This is a genomic window from Paractinoplanes aksuensis, assembly GCF_024137025.1.
GTDB classification, from domain to species: Bacteria; Actinomycetota; Actinomycetes; order Mycobacteriales; family Micromonosporaceae; genus Actinoplanes; species Actinoplanes aksuensis.
On record NZ_JAMYJR010000001.1, the window covers coordinates 368,382 to 384,080 of the forward strand.

General features: G+C 71.1%; 14 protein-coding genes. 8 read left to right on the forward strand and 6 right to left on the reverse strand.

Annotation, left to right across the window (positions count from 1 at the left end; translation table 11 throughout):
- Positions 1–975: an aldo/keto reductase gene (locus tag M1L60_RS01755; protein WP_253235447.1), complete on the reverse strand. Its 975-nt coding sequence runs from the start codon at positions 973–975 to the stop codon at positions 1–3.
- Positions 976–1,005: 30 nt separating this feature from the next.
- On the opposite strand from M1L60_RS01755, the gene M1L60_RS01760 reads away from it, so the two are divergent.
- Complete coding sequence (locus tag M1L60_RS01760; protein WP_253235448.1) at positions 1,006–1,212, forward strand: hypothetical protein; 207 nt, start codon at positions 1,006–1,008, stop codon at positions 1,210–1,212.
- On the opposite strand, the gene M1L60_RS01765 is transcribed toward M1L60_RS01760, so the two are convergent.
- Positions 1,187–1,597: a GNAT family N-acetyltransferase gene (locus tag M1L60_RS01765; protein ID WP_253235449.1), complete on the reverse strand. Its 411-nt coding sequence runs from the start codon at positions 1,595–1,597 to the stop codon at positions 1,187–1,189. The two genes, M1L60_RS01760 and M1L60_RS01765, sit on opposite strands and share 26 nt — an antisense overlap.
- Before the next feature lie 14 nt (positions 1,598–1,611).
- The gene (pdxR, locus tag M1L60_RS01770; protein WP_253235450.1) at positions 1,612–2,970 is read right to left on the reverse strand and encodes a MocR-like pyridoxine biosynthesis transcription factor PdxR; all 1,359 of its coding nucleotides are present in this window, start codon (positions 2,968–2,970) and stop codon (positions 1,612–1,614) included.
- A gap of 47 nt (positions 2,971–3,017) precedes the next feature.
- On the opposite strand from pdxR, the gene M1L60_RS01775 reads away from it, so the two are divergent.
- Both M1L60_RS01775 and M1L60_RS01780 read left to right on the forward strand, forming a co-directional pair.
- Positions 3,018–4,109 (forward strand): MFS transporter, encoded by a 1,092-nt coding sequence (locus M1L60_RS01775; protein WP_253235451.1) that lies wholly within the window; start codon positions 3,018–3,020, stop codon positions 4,107–4,109.
- Positions 4,109–5,161: an alpha/beta hydrolase gene (locus tag M1L60_RS01780; protein WP_253235452.1), complete on the forward strand. Its 1,053-nt coding sequence runs from the start codon at positions 4,109–4,111 to the stop codon at positions 5,159–5,161. The genes M1L60_RS01775 and M1L60_RS01780 overlap by 1 nt, the downstream gene beginning before the upstream one ends.
- Here M1L60_RS01780 and M1L60_RS01785 read toward each other — a convergent pair.
- Positions 5,136–6,068 carry a helix-turn-helix transcriptional regulator gene (locus tag M1L60_RS01785; RefSeq protein ID WP_253235453.1) on the reverse strand — a complete coding sequence of 311 codons (933 nt, stop codon included), beginning with the start codon at positions 6,066–6,068 and terminating at the stop codon, positions 5,136–5,138. The genes M1L60_RS01780 and M1L60_RS01785 overlap by 26 nt on opposite strands.
- A 62-nt stretch (positions 6,069–6,130) precedes the next feature.
- On the opposite strand from M1L60_RS01785, the gene M1L60_RS01790 reads away from it, so the two are divergent.
- Positions 6,131–6,541 (forward strand): VOC family protein, encoded by a 411-nt coding sequence (locus tag M1L60_RS01790; RefSeq protein ID WP_253235454.1) that lies wholly within the window; start codon positions 6,131–6,133, stop codon positions 6,539–6,541.
- Positions 6,542–6,644: 103 nt separating this feature from the next.
- Here the strand turns inward: M1L60_RS01790 and fxsT are convergent, their stop codons facing one another.
- Both fxsT and M1L60_RS01800 read right to left on the reverse strand, forming a co-directional pair.
- Positions 6,645–9,230 (reverse strand): FxSxx-COOH system tetratricopeptide repeat protein, encoded by a 2,586-nt coding sequence (gene fxsT / locus M1L60_RS01795; protein ID WP_253235455.1) that lies wholly within the window; start codon positions 9,228–9,230, stop codon positions 6,645–6,647.
- 129 nt (positions 9,231–9,359) lie between these two features.
- Positions 9,360–10,055, reverse strand: a complete 696-nt coding sequence (locus M1L60_RS01800; RefSeq protein ID WP_253235456.1) for a GntR family transcriptional regulator — start codon at positions 10,053–10,055, stop codon at positions 9,360–9,362.
- A 126-nt stretch (positions 10,056–10,181) separates the two neighbouring features.
- Here M1L60_RS01800 and M1L60_RS01805 point away from each other — a divergent pair, with 126 nt between their 5' ends.
- From M1L60_RS01805 to M1L60_RS01820, 4 genes are read left to right on the forward strand one after another with little or no spacing between them, the layout of a single operon-like run.
- The gene (locus tag M1L60_RS01805) at positions 10,182–11,666 is read left to right on the forward strand and encodes an amino acid permease (RefSeq protein WP_253235457.1); all 1,485 of its coding nucleotides are present in this window, start codon (positions 10,182–10,184) and stop codon (positions 11,664–11,666) included.
- 2 nt (positions 11,667–11,668) lie between these two features.
- The gene (locus M1L60_RS01810; RefSeq protein WP_253235458.1) at positions 11,669–13,090 is read left to right on the forward strand and encodes an FGGY family carbohydrate kinase; all 1,422 of its coding nucleotides are present in this window, start codon (positions 11,669–11,671) and stop codon (positions 13,088–13,090) included.
- Positions 13,087–14,457, forward strand: coding sequence for an NAD(P)/FAD-dependent oxidoreductase (locus M1L60_RS01815; RefSeq protein WP_253235459.1), 1,371 nt, complete (start codon positions 13,087–13,089; stop codon positions 14,455–14,457). Before M1L60_RS01810 ends, M1L60_RS01815 begins: the two co-directional genes overlap by 4 nt.
- Positions 14,454–15,692 (forward strand): NAD(P)/FAD-dependent oxidoreductase, encoded by a 1,239-nt coding sequence (locus M1L60_RS01820; RefSeq protein WP_253235460.1) that lies wholly within the window; start codon positions 14,454–14,456, stop codon positions 15,690–15,692. Before M1L60_RS01815 ends, M1L60_RS01820 begins: the two co-directional genes overlap by 4 nt.
- Positions 15,693–15,699: the final 7 nt, after the last annotated feature.

A 15,699-nucleotide genomic window follows, 5' to 3' on the forward strand; every position in this document is an offset into this window, starting at 1 on the left:
TCAGAGGTTGGTCAGCCGTTCCGACTGCTCGCTGTAGCGGTCGCCCTGAACGTCGATCCCGGCCGCCGCCGTGTCGATCTCGGCCAGGTCGTCCGCGGTGAGCTCGACCGCGGCCCCACCCAGGTTCTCGTCGAGCCGCTCGAGCCGCCGGGTGCCCGGGATGGGAACGATCCACGGCCGCTGCGCGAGCAGCCAGGCCAGCGCGATCTGGGCCGGCGTGGCGCCCTTGCTGTCGGCCTTACGGCGCAACAGGTCGACGACCGCCTGGTTGGCCTCGATCGCGGCGGCGTCGAACCGGGGCAGCGACCCCCGCATGTCTCCCTCACCGAACGTGGTGCCCGGCGTGATCGTGCCGGTCAGGAAGCCCCGGCCGAGCGGGCTGAACGGCACGAAGCCGATGCCCAGCTCCTCGGCCAGGGGCAGGATCTCGGCCTCCGGACGCCGCCACCACAACGAGTACTCGTACTGCAGGGCCGTGACCGGCTGCACCGCATGAGCCCGCCGCACGGTGGCCGCGGCCGCCTCGGACATCCCGAAGTGCTGAACCTTGCCCGCCGCGATCAGCTCCCGGACCGCCCCCGCGACCTCCTCGATCGGCACGGCCGGGTCGACCCGGTGCTGATAGAACAGGTCGATCCGGTCGGTCCGCAGCCGCCGCAACGAGGCCTCGGCCACCGCCCGGATGTGCTCGGGCCGGCTGTCGACCCCGTCGCCGCCGATGTTGAACCCGAACTTGGTAGCGATCACGACGTCGTCCCGCACGGGCTCCAGCGCCTCGCCCAGCAGCTCCTCGTTCACGTACGGCCCGTACACCTCGGCCGTGTCGAAGAACGTGACCCCGCGCTCGACGGCCGCCCGCAACAGAGCGACGTGCTCGGCATGCTCGGCCCCTGGCCCGTACCCGGAACTCATGCCCATGGCCCCGAACCCGACCGCCGAAACCTCGAGCCCGTTGCCCAGCGTCCGCTTACGCATGCCTGCCCCCTGCCGAATAGTGTGGTCCGCGTGAACCCACCCTGCCCTACCTGCGACAAGCCGGGCATCCCGATCGTCTACGGCATGCCCGGCTCCGACCTGATGGCCGCCGGCGAACGCGGCGAGATCGCCTTCGGCGGCTGCGTCATCGGCGAGGTCAACCCCGACTGGCAATGCGCGGAGGGCCACCGCTGGGTGGACCCCGGCGAGGTCACGGAAGCACGAACCAGTAATTGACAGTCGGGCCCTGGGTGGCCAGGCCGGCGCCCATCGATTCGTAGAGGTGGCGGGCGGCCGTGTTCGTTTCCCCGGTCACCAGGAACATCCTGGTGGCACCAAGCCGGGCACCGGCGTGCAGGAAGGAACGCAGCAGTTCGCGGCCCACGCCCCGGCGGCGGTACGGGGCGGCCACTTCGAGGTTGTGCAGGTAGAGCATGTCGGCGCCGTCCGGCCGGGGCAGCCGGTAACCCCAGCACCAGCCCTGGACCTCGTCCTCGTCCATCGCGACGAACGCCAGGCTGCCCACGGACTGTGCGAATGCGGCGGCGCTGGACCCGGCGTCGGTGAAACGGCGGACCGCCTTCTGCAACAGGTCCGGGGCCGTCGAGGCATCGAGGATCACCGGCGCATTCTGCCCTACGGCGCGGACAGCAGGTCGGCGATCGCGGTGATGCCGGCGTCGATGGTGCGGCGGGGCGTGTTGCCGAAGCCGAGGATGATGCCCGCCGCGGGAAAGCCGTAGAGGCCGACCCCGCGCTCGGCGGCCCGGCTGATCAGGTGCTGCTCGTCGGCGCCGGCCGGCAGGTTGAGCACGGCGTGGAAGCCCGCGGCCAGGCCGGTCAGCGGCAGGTGTGGGGCGTGGCGGGCCAGGGCAGTGACCAGCGTGTCGCGGCGGGCGGCGTACTCGGTGCGCATGCGGCGCAGGTGGCGGTCGTAGCGGCCCGATTCGATCAGCGCGGCCAGGGCGTACTGGTCGACCACGGAGCTGCCCCGGTCGGCCTGCCACTTGCGCCGGGCGATGGGGGCGTGCAGGTGTTCGGGGGCGATGATCCAGCCCAGCCGCAGGGCGGGGGCCAGGGACTTGCTGACCGTGCCGAGCGAGACCACGCGGTCGGGGGCGAGGCCCTGCAGCGAGCCGACGGGGTCGCGGTCGTAGCGGAACTCGGCGTCGTAGTCGTCCTCGATGATGATGCCGTCACACGCTCGGGCCCAGGCGATCAGTTCCTGACGGCGGGGACCGGTGAGCACGACTCCCGTCGGCCACTGGTGGGCCGGCGTGACCAGCACCGCGCGGGCTCCGGAGCGCTCCAGCGCGGCGACGTCGAGCCCGGATGCGTCGACGGGCACGTGGATCAGGTTGGTCATCGAGCCGAGGGTGGCCGCGCTGCCTGGATGTTCGACGGCCACTTCGTCCAGGCCCAGCGCGCCGACGACCAGGCCCAGCGCCTGCTGCGTGCCGGTGCACACGATCACGTCGGCCGCCGTGGCCGAGGCCGCCCTGACCCGTACGGCGTAGGAAGCCAGCACCTCACGCAGCCGCAGCGCCCCGACGGCGTCGCCGTAGTCGAACGCGGCGTCCGGCATCACCCGGCAGGCCTCGCGGACCGCCCACGCCCAGTCCTGCCGGGGCACCAGGCCGAGGTCGGGAACGCCGTGCCGGAAGTCGGCCACCGGGAACTCAGGCTGGGCCACGGCAGCGGGGGCGGGACTCGGGCGCGCCGGCACGTGGGCCGCCACGCGGGTGGCCGAGCCGGGGCGGCTGGTCAGGTAACCCTCGGCCTGCAGCTGGGCGTAGCCGTCCTGGACGAGGCCGCGGGACAGGCCCAGCGCGCGGGCCAGTTCCCGGGAGGAGGGCAGCGGGTCGCCCGCGGTCAGGCGCCCGGCCCGGATCGCGGCCCGCAGCTGGTTCTCGAGCTGCGTCCGCAGGCCCTCGCCGCGGCCACGGTCGATCGTCACGAGTAGTTCGGGGCCCGAACCGGCCCACTCGACGGGCATGGAACTGGACCTTATCAGTGACCCGGTCGGCCCCTAGCGTCGTTGTCATGACCACCGCCACGGTCCACAGCCGACTGATCACGCGCCCGCTGCTGCTGCGTTCCGGGTCCATCCTCGGCGCGTCCGTCGGCTTCTTCCTGCCGCTGTCGGTCGTGCCGATGCTGGCCGGTTCGGGGCGCGGCGCCGGCCTCGCCACGGTGGCCCTGTTGCTGGCCACGGTGGTCGGCGAAGTGGCCACCCCGCGTCTGGTGAGCCGGATCGGCTACCGCGCGGCGCTCGCCCTGGGGCTGATCCTGCTCGGCGCCCCGACGATCGTCCTCGCCGTCAGCGCGAAGCCGGCGGTCGTCCTCGCGGTCTGTGTGCTGCGCGGGCTCGGGTTCGCGATCTGCACAGTGGCCGGGGGAGCGCTGACCGCGAAGCTGATCCCGCCCGACCGGCGCGGACAGGGGCTGGCCTTCGTGGGGCTGGTCAGCGGCGTTTCGAGCCTGCTCGCGCTGCCGGCCGGAGTGTGGGCCGCGCACCGCTGGGGCTTCGGACCGGTGTTCGTCACCACCGCCCTGATCACGCTGCTCGCCCTGCTCTCGGTGCCTGGCCTTCCCCGGCGGTCCACATCGGCCGAAAGCAGCCCCGCATGGCACAACGCGCTGGCCCGCCCGGCCGTCATCTTCGCCGCGTCGACCTCGGCCGTCGGGGTCTTCGTGACCTTCCTGCCGCTGGCCGGCCACCAGGGGGTCGTGGCGACGGCGCTGCTGGTGCAGCCCGCGGCCGCTACCGCCGCGCGCTGGGTCGCGGGTCGGCTGGGGGACCGCTACGGCCATCGCCGGCTGCTCGTGCCCGGGCTGGTCCTGGTCGCGGTGGGAACGGCCGGACTGGCCGTCGCCGCGGTGCCGTCCGCTGTGCTCTTCGGCGTGGGCTTCGGGCTGCTTCAGAACGCCACGCTGGCCCTGATGTACGACAGCCTGCCGCCCGGTGGCGAGGACACGGTCAGCGCGACCTGGAACATCGCCTACGACCTCGGAATGGCGGCCGGTGCCCTGGTCGGCGGTCTGCTGGTGGGCCCGTTCGGCGTCGAACTGGTCTTCGTCCTGGCCGCGGTGGCGACGCTGCCCGCCCTGGCTCTCATCCCAAGGAGAAACTGATGCCGTACGGCTACTTCTTTTCCGTCGCGCTGCTGGCCTTCGCGACCACGGTGGCGCTGATCAATCCGCGTCCGGCCTGGGGGCACTGGGCGTCGTTCCTGATCAACGAGCAGCCGTTCCTCGCGTTCTTCATGCTGGCGGCGAGCACGATCCTCGCGTACGGGCAGGGTGCCCTGACCTCGCCCGGGGCGCCGGCCGCCGTCGGCGTCGGCGTCGCGATCCTGACGACGGGCGGCCTGGCCGTGCTGGTCGCGCGGGCCCGGCGTACGCGCAAGGCCCTGAACCTGCCCCCGAGCCGCCGGCCGTGGCTGCGCATCCCGGTGGCGCCGTGGGCCGTGCGACGACGCGATGTCGCCCGCGTGGCCGATCTCGCCTACGGAGACGCCGGTAGGCGCAACCGGCTCGACGTCTATCACCGCCGCGACCGTCCGGAGGGCGCGCCCGTGCTCGTGTACTTCCACGGCGGCGGCTTCCGGATGGGCAGCAAGAAGTGGGAGGCCCAGGCCATGCTCAACGAGCTCGCCGGGCGTGGCTTCGTGTGCGTCAGCGCCAACTACCGCCTGGCCCCGGCCGCCGCCTACCCCGACTTCGTGATCGACGCCAAGCGCGTGATCGCCTGGGTGCGGGCCCACATCGGCGACTACGGCGGCGATTCCCGTACGGTCGTGGCCTCCGGCAGTTCGGCCGGCGCCAACCTCGCCTCGATGCTGGGCCTGACCCCGGGTGACCCCGAGTTCCAGCCTGGCTTCGAGCGCGCCGACACCTCGGTGGCCGGTGTCATCGGGTTCGGCGGCTACTACGGGCGCAGCGCCGGACCCGGTTCGTCCCCGACCGAGCGGATCGGCGACGCGCCCCCGTTCCTGCTGCTGCACGGCACCAACGACAGCCTGACCCTGGTCGAGGACACCCGCGACTTCGCCGCCAAGCCGGGCGACGTCCGGCTGGTCGAGCTGCCGGGCGGCCGGCACAGTTTCGACCTGCTCTGGTCGCTGCGGTACAGCTACGTCATCGACGCCGTGGCCCTGTTCATGACGCAGCGTAAAGCGTCGTGAGCTCGGCCCCGATGCGAGCCAATTCTTCCCGTACGGCGGAAGGTTCGAGCACCTCGACGGCCGAGCCCCACCCGGAGAGCGTGCGAGCGATGTCGCGCGGGGTTGGCGCGCCGACCCGCACCCGGACCCGGCCGTCGTCGAGCCGGTCGCCAGGTTCGCAGTGGCGGCCGAAGTGGTCGCGCAGCACCCACAGGAACCGTTCCGGGATCAGCAGCGTGGCCCACGTGCTCGAGCGCCGCTGCTCGATCAGGCCGACCACCGTGTCCCAGGCCGCGTCGAGGGTGAAGTCATCCGGGCGCTCGAACGTCTCGGTGGTCACCTCAAGATCGGCCACCCGGTCGAGGCGGAACGTGCGCTGCCCCTTCGCGGTGCCGGCGATCAAGTACCAGAGGCCGTCCTTGTCGATCAGGCCCCACGGGTCCACTTCGCGGCGTACGTCCTTGTAGCGGAACCGGACGCGGCGGCGCCGGACCACCGCCGACTGGAGCGTGGTCACCGCGGCCGGGCGGTCCCGGGTGTGTTCGCCCCAGCGCGCCGGGTCGGTGATCGTGGCGTCGGCCGCGGCCCGGGCCTCGGTGCGATACGTCTCGGGCAGGGCCCGGGTCAGCTTGCGCAGGGCCGCCTTGAGCTCGTCGGAGCCGGCCGCGGCCGGGCCGGCCAGCAGGAACAGCGCCTGCGCCTCGCCCGCGGTGAGCCCGCTCAGGTCGGTGCGGGCGCCGCCGACGAGCTGCCAGCCGCCGTGCCGCCCGGGCTGCGGATAGACGGGGATGCCGGCCGCCGACAGGGCCTCGAGGTCGCGGCGGGCCGTGGCCACCGAGACCTCCAGCTCGGTGGCCAGTTCGGCGGCGGTGACCCGGCCCCGGTTCTGCATGAGCAGCAGGGCGGCGACAAGACGATCGGCGCGCATGCCCGGAATTCTGCCCGGAAAAGTGCTCAGAAGGTGAGCACTTAACGGCGCACGATGAACTCATGACTTCTGCAGCAGCCCTTCGCGGACTGACCACCGTGACCCTCTTCGCCGACGACATGGCCGCGGCCCGGGCCTGGTACACCCAGGTGTTCGAGCTCGAGCCGTACTTCGACCGCGGCCCCTACCTGGAATGGCGGGTCGGCGACTACCAGCACGAGTTCGGCCTGCTCGACAGCAAGTTCAGCCCGCACCCGCACGGCGCCGGACCGGCCGGAGCGGTCGTCTACTGGGCCGTCGACGACGTCGAGGCCGCCTACCAGCGCCTGCTCGATCTGGGCGCCACCAACCACGACGAGCCGACCGAGCGCGGCCCCGGCTACGTGACCGCCTCCGTCCTCGACCCGTTCGGCAACATCCTCGGCGTCATGCGCAACCAGCACTACGACGACATGCTGGCCGCAACGGGCTGAGCCGTGTCGTGCCGATCCGCTGATCGGCGTGGACCCAGCGCCGTGCATGCCCGGCCGCACACACGTCGCTGGAACCATTTGTCGGGCCCCAGAAGCCGGTACCTCAACGGTCTTCGGCCGTTCCGGGATCATGGGCGACGTTGCGAGCCGAAACAAGCGTGTCGGGGTGGCTGTCGCCGAAGAGGCGTCGCCGACGTTCGAGGGTGTCTACATCCAGTGCTCTAGCCTGCTCGTGGAGGCCGGCTCGTCGCAAATCCTCGGCGAGATTGGTGGCGGAGCGCAACGTGTCCGGATGATCGTCGCCGAGGACTCGTCGCTGGCGAGTCAAGGTGTCCTCATCGAGTGATCGGGCCTGCTCGTGTTCGCCCAGTCGACGCAAATCCTCGGCGAGATTGGTGCCGCAACGCATGGTGTCCGGGTGATCGTCGCCAAGGACCCGCCGTTGCTGGGTCAGCGTGTCCTCATCCAGCTTTCGCGCTGCCTCGATCGCGCCCAGTTCCCGCAAATCGCTGGCAAGGTTGTTGGCCGAGCGCATGGTGCTGGGGTGGTCACGACCAAGAATTCGCTGCCTCCGGGCAAAGGTGTCCTCGTTCAGATCCCGTGCCCGGTCGTACTCGCCCGCTTGCCACAGATCATTGGCGAGGCTGTTGGCCGAGTTCAGTGTTTCCGGATCGTCGTGGCCGAGGATCCGCTGTCGTCGAGTAAGTGTGTCCTCGTTCAGCGCTCGTGCCGTCAGAAGATCCCCGGTCTCGCGCAAGAGGTTGGCGAGGCTGGCCGCTGAACTCAGAGTATCGAGGTGATCGTCGCCAAGGATCCGCTTGCGCCGGCCGAATGTGTCCTCGCCCAGAGCACGCGCCCGCTGGTAGTCACCCACTTCCCGTAGATTGTGGGCGAGATCGTGAGCTGAGCGCAGGCTCTCGAGGTGGTCGCTACCAAGCTGATCCGACTTCATCGTGTAAGCGCGCTCGAACAGCGGTAAGGCAGAGCGGGGTTCCCCTCGCGCATGAACGTAGGTGGCGGCAACGTTGAGTAGTCTGTGCAGTACGTCGAGATCTGGTGGCATGTCGCCGTCGCAGACGTGGAGCACATGGGCTATCAGGCTTTGCCATATCGGCCACGACGCCATGTTGTCGGCCGGGTTCTTCGGCACCGCCTCCCACAGCAGTCGAACCGCGACCGTTTTCCAACCGCCCAACTCCATCAGATCGGCGCTGGTTCGCTCGCGCAGCAGCGCGGCGGGAATGCGGTGAAGCGTCAAGCTGTCGCCGCCTGATCGGGCGACGCTCCGCCGTTGGATGAGGCGGGTCAGGTCGGAGACCCGAAGCGGATCACTCATCGTCGTCGAAAGCGGTTCCGGTAGCACGGACGGATTGGCGGTGACCAAAGTTCGTGGCACCGCCTCGGGAGCCAGCCAAGCCAACAGAGTAAGAAGCTGCAACGCCGCCGGGTCATCGGCATGGAGCCGGGCGAACGACACCGTCCATGACGCTGCTACCGAGATCGGGTATCCAGCGCCGTGCCCGCGGTCCAATACCTCGCTGCCGCGCTGGGCAAGAAGTTTCAGGTAGTCGTCGACGCTCAGGGACGGATCGGCGAGCAGGGTAGCCGCTTGATCGACGGCCAAAGGCAGATCACCCACTGCCTGCGCGACCCGACCGGCCTGGCCGGCGGACAGCCCCGTGACCCTGGCCCGGAGGAGGCCGATCGATTCGACGCGATTGAAAACCTCGACCTCGGTCCGGGTCGCGAGATTGGACCAGCCCGGATTGCGAGAGGTGATCAGAACATGTCCCTCGCCGCCTGGAATGAACCGCGCCAACCGGGCGGGGTCGTCGGCGTTGTCAAAGATCAGCAGCCATCGGCGACGTCGCCGCAACAATCCGAACAAACGGGCCAACGCAACCTCGACCAGGTCGGTCGGGCTGACCACGCCAATCGCACGGGCGAGACTGGCCAGCTGATCCGGTATCAGCGTCGGGTCCTCCGCGTTCACCCACCAGCCGATGTCGTAGGCATCGGCATTCCTGTGCGCGAACTCTATTGCGGTGGTGGTCTTGCCCACACCGCCCATGCCGTACAGCACGTACACCGCCGATCGGTTCGAGCCAAGAGCCTCGGTGGTTCGGTGCAACAGGTCGGTCCGCCCGCTGAACTGTGCGAATCGGGCAGGGACGGTCCAGATCTGGGCAACCGGCGGTTCCTCGCCCACCGTCAGCTGCGGCGCCGGTCGAGGAAGCGTGTTCAGCGCGTGCAAGAGCGCTGTTTCCAACTCGGCCGGCGTGGACACGGTCGCAGTGACGACTCCGCTGTGCGGCAGTCGAAGGCGGAAAGCCTCCTGCCTATCCCAGTACTTCGGATCAGCGAACAGCTCGCGCGGCCCCTGTGTCTGCTCACTCAGGAGGAACACGAGCTTCGGGCGCCCGGCCTTGTCTGCGGTGGCGTACTCCAATTCTGTGTAGGACACGTTCGGCTGGTCGCGGACCGGGCACCCGTATCGAAAACCGGCCACCAGCACGTAGACATCGGCGGCCGTGACCGCGTCGCGACAGACTTGAGCCGGTGGTAGGTCTTGGGCCGGAAAGTACGTCATGTCAACAACGGCGTCGCCGGCCTTCTTGATCGCCGATTCGGCTGCGTCGACGAAGGAGCGGCCTGTCGGCAGCCGTCGCAGCTCACTGGTATGCGACACGAAAACCCGTCGAGGCGTGCCGCGACCAGTCAACGGGGCCTCCAGCTGAGCGGCGATGCGTGACCCCATCTTACGATCTGCAGGCGCTCCGAGCGGGAAGCGCTCTGACCCAGCGGGTCGCCGGTGCGATCAGGTCAACGGCACCGGGATCCGGGCCTCCACCTCGAAGGAGGCCCGGTCGGCCCGGTAGACGTCGCGGGCGAACTCGATGCAGCGGCCCGCCTCGTCGTACGTGGACCGGGTGAGCAGGATGCCGGCCGACGCGCTGCGGACCCGCAGCCGGGCGCACGACGCGTCGTCGATGACGATCGACTGGATGGTGGCACTGGCGCTCACCGGCACGACCCCGTAGTGCTCGCGCAGCAGCTCCCACAGCGAGCCGGTCAGCGCCTGGCCGAGCAGACCCGGGGTCAGGGCGGCCGCGAAGTACGTGGTCTCGAGCGCGATCGGCTCGTCGTCGGCGAACCGCAGCCGGTGCAGGGCGTGCACCTTCTCGCCGCCGGCCAGGTCGAGTGCGGCCTTGGCCGAGACCGTGGGCTCGCGTTCCTCGGCCCACAGCAGCTGGGCGGCGGGACGGCGGCCGGCCCGCATGATCTCGTCGGAGAAGCTGCCGATGTGGAACGGCACCCGGGCCTCGGCCACGAACGTGCCGCGCGGGGGCTTGCGGTAGACGTAGCCCTCGCTCTCGAGCAGCGACAGCGCGTGCCGGGCCGTCATGCGGCTGACCGCGTAGGTCTCGCTGAGCTCGCGCTCGGACGGCATCAGCGTGTGCGGGGCGAGTTTCTCGCCGGTGATGCGGTCGCGCAGCTCGGCGGCGATCGCCACGTATCTCGGGGATGTTGCGCCTCGGGAAATTTCGCTCGCCACCGTTGACAGGCTACCTCGTCTGGACGATACCGTGTGGCCTCGACCACATGGTCTATACCATGTCCGGGAAGAGGGGAGGCGCGCATGACCGAGAGTGCAGACCGCGACGAGCTCGCGAGATTCGGATACCAGCCGTCGTTCGAGCGGCGGACCAGCAAGTTCGCGTCGTTCGCCGTCGCGTTCGCGTTCGTGTCGATCGCGACCGGCATCTTCACCACGTACGGATCGGTCCTGAACTCCTCGGGCCCGATCGGCATCTGGACCTGGCCGATCGCGGTCGTGGGTCAGCTCGCGGTCGCCTTCGTGATCGGGTCGCTGGCCTCGCGCATCCCGGTCACCGGGTACGCCTACCAGTGGACGTCGCGGCTGGCCAACCCGGTCCTGGGCTGGATCATCGGCTGGATCTCGTTCATGTTCCTGGCCGTCGTGGTCGTCGCCGTCGACTACACGGTCGCCTCCACCGTCCTGCCCGTGCTGCTCAGCTACGAGGCCACCAGCGGCATCACCTGGGCCATCACGGCCGTCATCCTGCTCGCCCAGGGCCTGCTGATCGCCGGCTCGACCCGCTGGACCGAGAAGGTCAACAACGCGGCGGTCAGCGCCGAGCTGGTCGGCATGGTCCTGCTGACCCTGCTGCTGCTGATCGTGGCCGCCGTCCGCAGCCAGATGGACTTCGGCAACCTGTTCAGCAAGGGCGCGGTGCCGGCCGAGGGCTACTGGAGCTTCGGTGACTGGACCACGGCCGGGCCCTGGATGCTGGGGTTCCTGCTCGGCGCGTTCACGATCGTCGGCTTCGAGTCGGCGGCCAACCTGGCCGAGGAGACCAACGACCCGGAACGGGTGGTGCCGCGGGCGATGTGGCAGGCCGTGCTGGCCTCGGGGGTGCTCGGCTTCCTCTTCCTGGTCGCGGTGACCCTGGCCGCCGGCGATCCGATTGCGCTGGCCGAGTCGGGCACGCCCATCGCCGACGTCATCGAACGCACGCTCGGCTCGGTCGTGAGCACGCTTTTGCTCGTACTCGTGGTGCTTGCGATCTTTGCCTGCGGTCTGGTCATCATGCTGACCGGCACCCGCCTGACCTGGGCCATGTCGCGCGACAAGCGCTTCCCGGGCTGGTCGCAGCTCAACCAGGTCTCACCCCGGTTCCGTACGCCGCTGAAGGCCACGGTCATGTACGTGGTGCTGGCCGAGGTCATCCTGGGCGTGTTCACCGCGTTCTCCGAGGACGCGCTGTTCACCCTGTTCGGCGCGGCCACCCTGCTGCCCGCGGTCATCTACGCCGCGACCATCGCGCTCTACCTGGCCAAGCGGAAGTCGCTGCCGGCCAACGGCAAGTTCGACCTGGGCCGCTGGGAGAAGCCGGTGCTGGCCGTGGCCGTGGTCTGGCTCGTCTTCGAGCTGGCCCTGTTCCGCGACACCAGCTTCCGCGACGCCTGGCTCTACGTGCTGGTGCTGCTGGTCATCGGCGGCGTCTACCTGGGCGCGCTGCTCGTCACCCGCGGCCGCCAGGCCCTCGACATGCCCGACATGCACTCCATCGACCACGAACTCGACCAGGCCCGGAGCTGAGCATGCACATCCTCGCCATCGACCAGGGCACGTCCGGCACCAAGGCCGTCGTCACCGACGAGAAGGGACAGGTCCTGGCGACCGTCGAGGAACCGCTGCACCCCGTTTACCTCGACGGCGGCGGGGTCGAGCAGGACCCCCGCGAGCTGCTCGGCTCGGTGCTCAGCGCCGGGCGGTGGGCCGCCGCCGAGGCCGGGGTGCCGCTGGACGCGGTCGCGCTGGCCAACCAGGGCGAGACGGTGCTGGCCTGGGACCGGAGTACGGGCGACCCGCTGGGCCCGGCGATCGTGTGGCAGGACCGCCGGGCCGAGGCCGTGTGCGCGGCCCGGTCCGGCTCGGCCCCGCGGGTGGCCGAGCTGACCGGGCTCGTGCTCGACCCGTACTTCTCGGCACCCAAGATGCGCTGGCTGCGCGACCACCGCACCACCGACGGCGTCGTCACCACCACTGACACCTGGCTCGTGCACCAGCTGTGCGGCGTGTTCGTCACCGACGCGTCCACGGCGAGCCGGTCGCTGGTGCTCGACCTCGACGCGGTCGACTGGTCGGGCGAGCTGCTCTCGCTGTTCGGACTCGACGGCGAGGAGCTGCCCGAGATCGTGGCCAGCGACGCGATCGTGGGCACGACCCGGGCGTTCGGGAGCGAGCTGCCGGTCACCGGGCTGATCGTCGACCAGCAGGCGGCGCTGCTGGCGGAGAACTGCCTCGAGGCCGGGACGGCCAAATGCACGTACGGGACCGGGGCTTTTCTGCTTGCCCAGCTGGGCCCGGCGGCGGCTCGGTCCGGGGCCGGGCTGGCCACCTCGGTCGCGTGGCAGCTGCGGGGCGGGACCGGGTACTGCGTGGACGGTCAGGTCTACACGGCGGCGTCGGCCGTGCGCTGGATGTGCGACCTGGGCCTGATCAGCGGGGCCGACCAGCTCGACACGGTGGCCGCCCCGGATTCGGGCGGTGTGTTGTGCGTGCCGGCGCTGGCCGGGCTGGCCGCGCCCTGGTGGGACTCGTCGGCCACGGCCGCCCTGACCGGCATGACATTGAGTACGGGCCGCGGGCACCTCGTGCGGGCCGTGCTCGACGGCATCGCGGCCCAGGTGGCCGCGCTGGTCACGCTGACCGGGGACGACCTGGGCACCCCGCTGACCCGGCTGCGCGCGGACGGCGGCCTGACCCGGTCCCGTGTCCTGATGCAGGCCCAGGCCGACCTGGCCCAGCTGCCGGTCGACATCTATCCGTCGCCGCACGCCACCGCCCTCGGCGCGGCCGCCTGCGCCCGGCTGGCGCTGGACCCCTCGGTGACGCCCGGTGAGGTGGTCGGCGGGTGGGAGCCCTCGGCGACGTACGAACCGTCGTGGTCCGCCGACCGCGCCGCGGAACACCTCGAACGGTGGAACAACGCCGTCGCCGGCACGAAGGGGCAGAAGTGAACCCGACCTACGACGTGGCCGTGATCGGCGGCGGCATCGTCGGCGCGGCCATCGCCCGGCTGCTCGGCGGCACCCCGCTGTCGACCGTGCTCGTCGAGGGCCGCGACGACGTGGGCGACGGCACCAGCAAGGCCAACACCGCGATCCTGCACACCGGCTTCGACGCCAAGCCGGGCACGCTCGAATCGGAGCTCGTGGCCCGCGGTTATCACCTGCTGGGGTCGTACGCCTCGGAAGTGGGCATCCCGGTCGAGCGCACCGGGGCTCTGCTGGTGGCCTGGACCGAGGAGCAACTCGCGTCGTTGCCCTCGCTGCTCGAGAAGGCGGAGAAGAACGGCTACCGCGCCTGCCGGCTGGTGGACGCGGACGAGGTCTACCGCCGCGTGTCGGCGCTGGCCGCCGGGGCGCTGGGCGCGCTGACCGTGCCCGGCGAGTCGATCATCTGCACCTGGACGACGAATCTGGCGCTGGCCACGGACGCGGTCAACCGCGGGGTCACGCTGCTGCGGGGGAAGCGGGTCACGGGTGTCACCGGCGGCGCTCTCCGGTTCGACGACGGATCGTCCGTGGCCGCGCGCTGGGTGATCAACGCGGCCGGGCTCGGGGCCGACAAGATCGACGAGCTTTTCGGGTACGACCGGTTCACCGTCACGCCTCGCCGCGGCGAGCTGTTCGTGTTCGACAAGCTGGCGCGGCCGCTGGTGCCGGTGATCGTGCTCCCGGTGCCGTCCAAGGTGGGCAAGGGCGTGCTGGTCAGCCCCACGATCTACGGCAACGTGATGCTGGGGCCGACGGCTGAGGACCTCGACGACCGCACCGCCACCGGCACGTCGGAGGAGGGGTTCGCCTTCCTGCGCACCAAGGGGGCCGAGCTGATGCCCACGTTGCTGGACGAGGAGGTCACCGCCTCGTACGCGGGTCTGCGGGCCGCCATCGACCGCGACGACTATTTGATATCGCTCGACGAGGACCAGCGCTACCTGCTGGTCGGCGGGATCCGGTCGACCGGGCTCACCGCGGGCATGGCGATCGCCGAGCACGTCGTCTCGCTGCTCTCCGACCACCTGGACGTGTCGGCCCGGCCCGGCCTGCCCCCGCCGCCGCGCATGCCGAACATCGGCGAGGCCGGCGTGAGGCCGTACCAGGACGCCGCTCTGATCGCGGCCGACCCGGCGTACGGGCAGATCGTCTGTTTCTGCGAGCGGGTGACCCGGGGCGAGATCCGGGACGCGTTCGCCTCGCCGATCCCGCCGGCCGGACTCGAAGGCCTGCGGCGGCGGACCCGGGCCATGAACGGCCGCTGCCAGGGCTTCTATTGCGGCGCCGAGGTGCAGGCGCTCATCGAGAACGAGGGGGAGACGCGATGAGCGAGCACGTGCGGGTGGCCGTGGTCGGGGGCGGACCGGCCGGGCTGACCGCCGCGGCCGCTCTCGCGCCCCAGGTCGACGGGACGGTGCTCGTGCTCGAACGCGAGCGGGAGACCGGCGGGATCCCGCGCCACAGCGACCACCCGGGCTACGGGATGCGCGACCTGCGGCGGTTCATCTCAGGTCCCGCGTACGGCCGGCACCTGACCGAAAGGGCCGAGCGGGCCGGGGCTCGGCTGGAGACGGAGGCGATGGTCACCGGATGGGCCGCGGACCGCGCCCTGGAGGTCACGTCGCCCCGCGGCCGCCGCACGATCACGGCCGACGCGGTGGTGCTGGCGACCGGCGCCCGCGAACGCCCCCGCCCCGCCCGTTTGATCCCCGGCGACCGTCCCGACGGTGTCTACACGACGGGCCAGCTGCAGCAGCTCGTCCACCTGCACCATCGCGATGTGGGCCGGCGCGCGGTGGTGATCGGGGCCGAGCAGGTGAGCTGGTCGGCCGTGCTGACTTTGCGCGAGGCCGGCTGCCGCACGGTCCTGATGACGAGCGAATACGACCGGCCCGAGGTGTACGCGGCCTTCGACCGGCCGGGCCGCCTGGCCTTCCGCGTGCCCGTGCGCACCCGCACCCGGGTCGTCGCCATCCACGGCCGGGGCCGGGTCGAAGCGGTCGAGATCGAGGATCTGCGCACCGGCCGCCGTCGCCGCGTCCCGTGCGACACCGTCATCACCACCGCCGACTGGATCCCCGATCACGAGCTGGCCCGGCTGGGCGGCCTGCGGCTCGACCCCGGCACCCGGGGCCCACGGGTCGACGCCACGCTCGCCACCAGCGGCGACGGCGTGTTCGCGGCGGGCAACCTGCTGCACCCGGTCGACACGGCCGACGTGGCCGCTCTCGACGGCCGCCACGTGGCCACGGCCGTTCTTGCGCACCTGCGCGGGGCCCCGGCCGCTCCCCGTGGCGTGGCGCTGGTGGCCGACGCCCCGCTGCGCTGGATCGCCCCACAGCTGATCACGCCCGGTGGCCCGGCTCCCGCCCGCGGCCACCTGCTGGCCTGGGTCGACTCCTACCACCGCTTCCCGACCGTGACCGCCGTGCAGGACGGTCACGCTGTCGGCCACACCCGGCTCGCCTGGCCGGCCGCCCCCGGCCGCGTCTTCCGCATCCCGCACGCGTTGGTGCGCCGGGCCGACCCGGCCGGGGGTCCGGTCCATCTCGGACTGAAGTAGCCTGCTT

Bases quoted from the DNA above. Each gene is read 5' to 3' on its own strand.
- M1L60_RS01755 (WP_253235447.1), bottom strand. From the start codon at position 975: ATGCGTAAGCGGACGCTGGGCAACGGGCTCGAGGTTTCGGCGGTCGGG.
- pdxR (WP_253235450.1), bottom strand. From the start codon at position 2,970: ATGCCCGTCGAGTGGGCCGGTTCGGGCCCCGAACTACTCGTGACGATC.
- M1L60_RS01775 (WP_253235451.1), top strand. From the start codon at position 3,018: ATGACCACCGCCACGGTCCACAGCCGACTGATCACGCGCCCGCTGCTG.
- M1L60_RS01780 (WP_253235452.1), top strand. From the start codon at position 4,109: ATGCCGTACGGCTACTTCTTTTCCGTCGCGCTGCTGGCCTTCGCGACC.
- M1L60_RS01785 (WP_253235453.1), bottom strand. From the start codon at position 6,068: ATGCGCGCCGATCGTCTTGTCGCCGCCCTGCTGCTCATGCAGAACCGG.
- M1L60_RS01790 (WP_253235454.1), top strand. From the start codon at position 6,131: ATGACTTCTGCAGCAGCCCTTCGCGGACTGACCACCGTGACCCTCTTC.
- M1L60_RS01805 (WP_253235457.1), top strand. From the start codon at position 10,182: ATGACCGAGAGTGCAGACCGCGACGAGCTCGCGAGATTCGGATACCAG.
- M1L60_RS01810 (WP_253235458.1), top strand. From the start codon at position 11,669: ATGCACATCCTCGCCATCGACCAGGGCACGTCCGGCACCAAGGCCGTC.
- M1L60_RS01820 (WP_253235460.1), top strand. From the start codon at position 14,454: ATGAGCGAGCACGTGCGGGTGGCCGTGGTCGGGGGCGGACCGGCCGGG.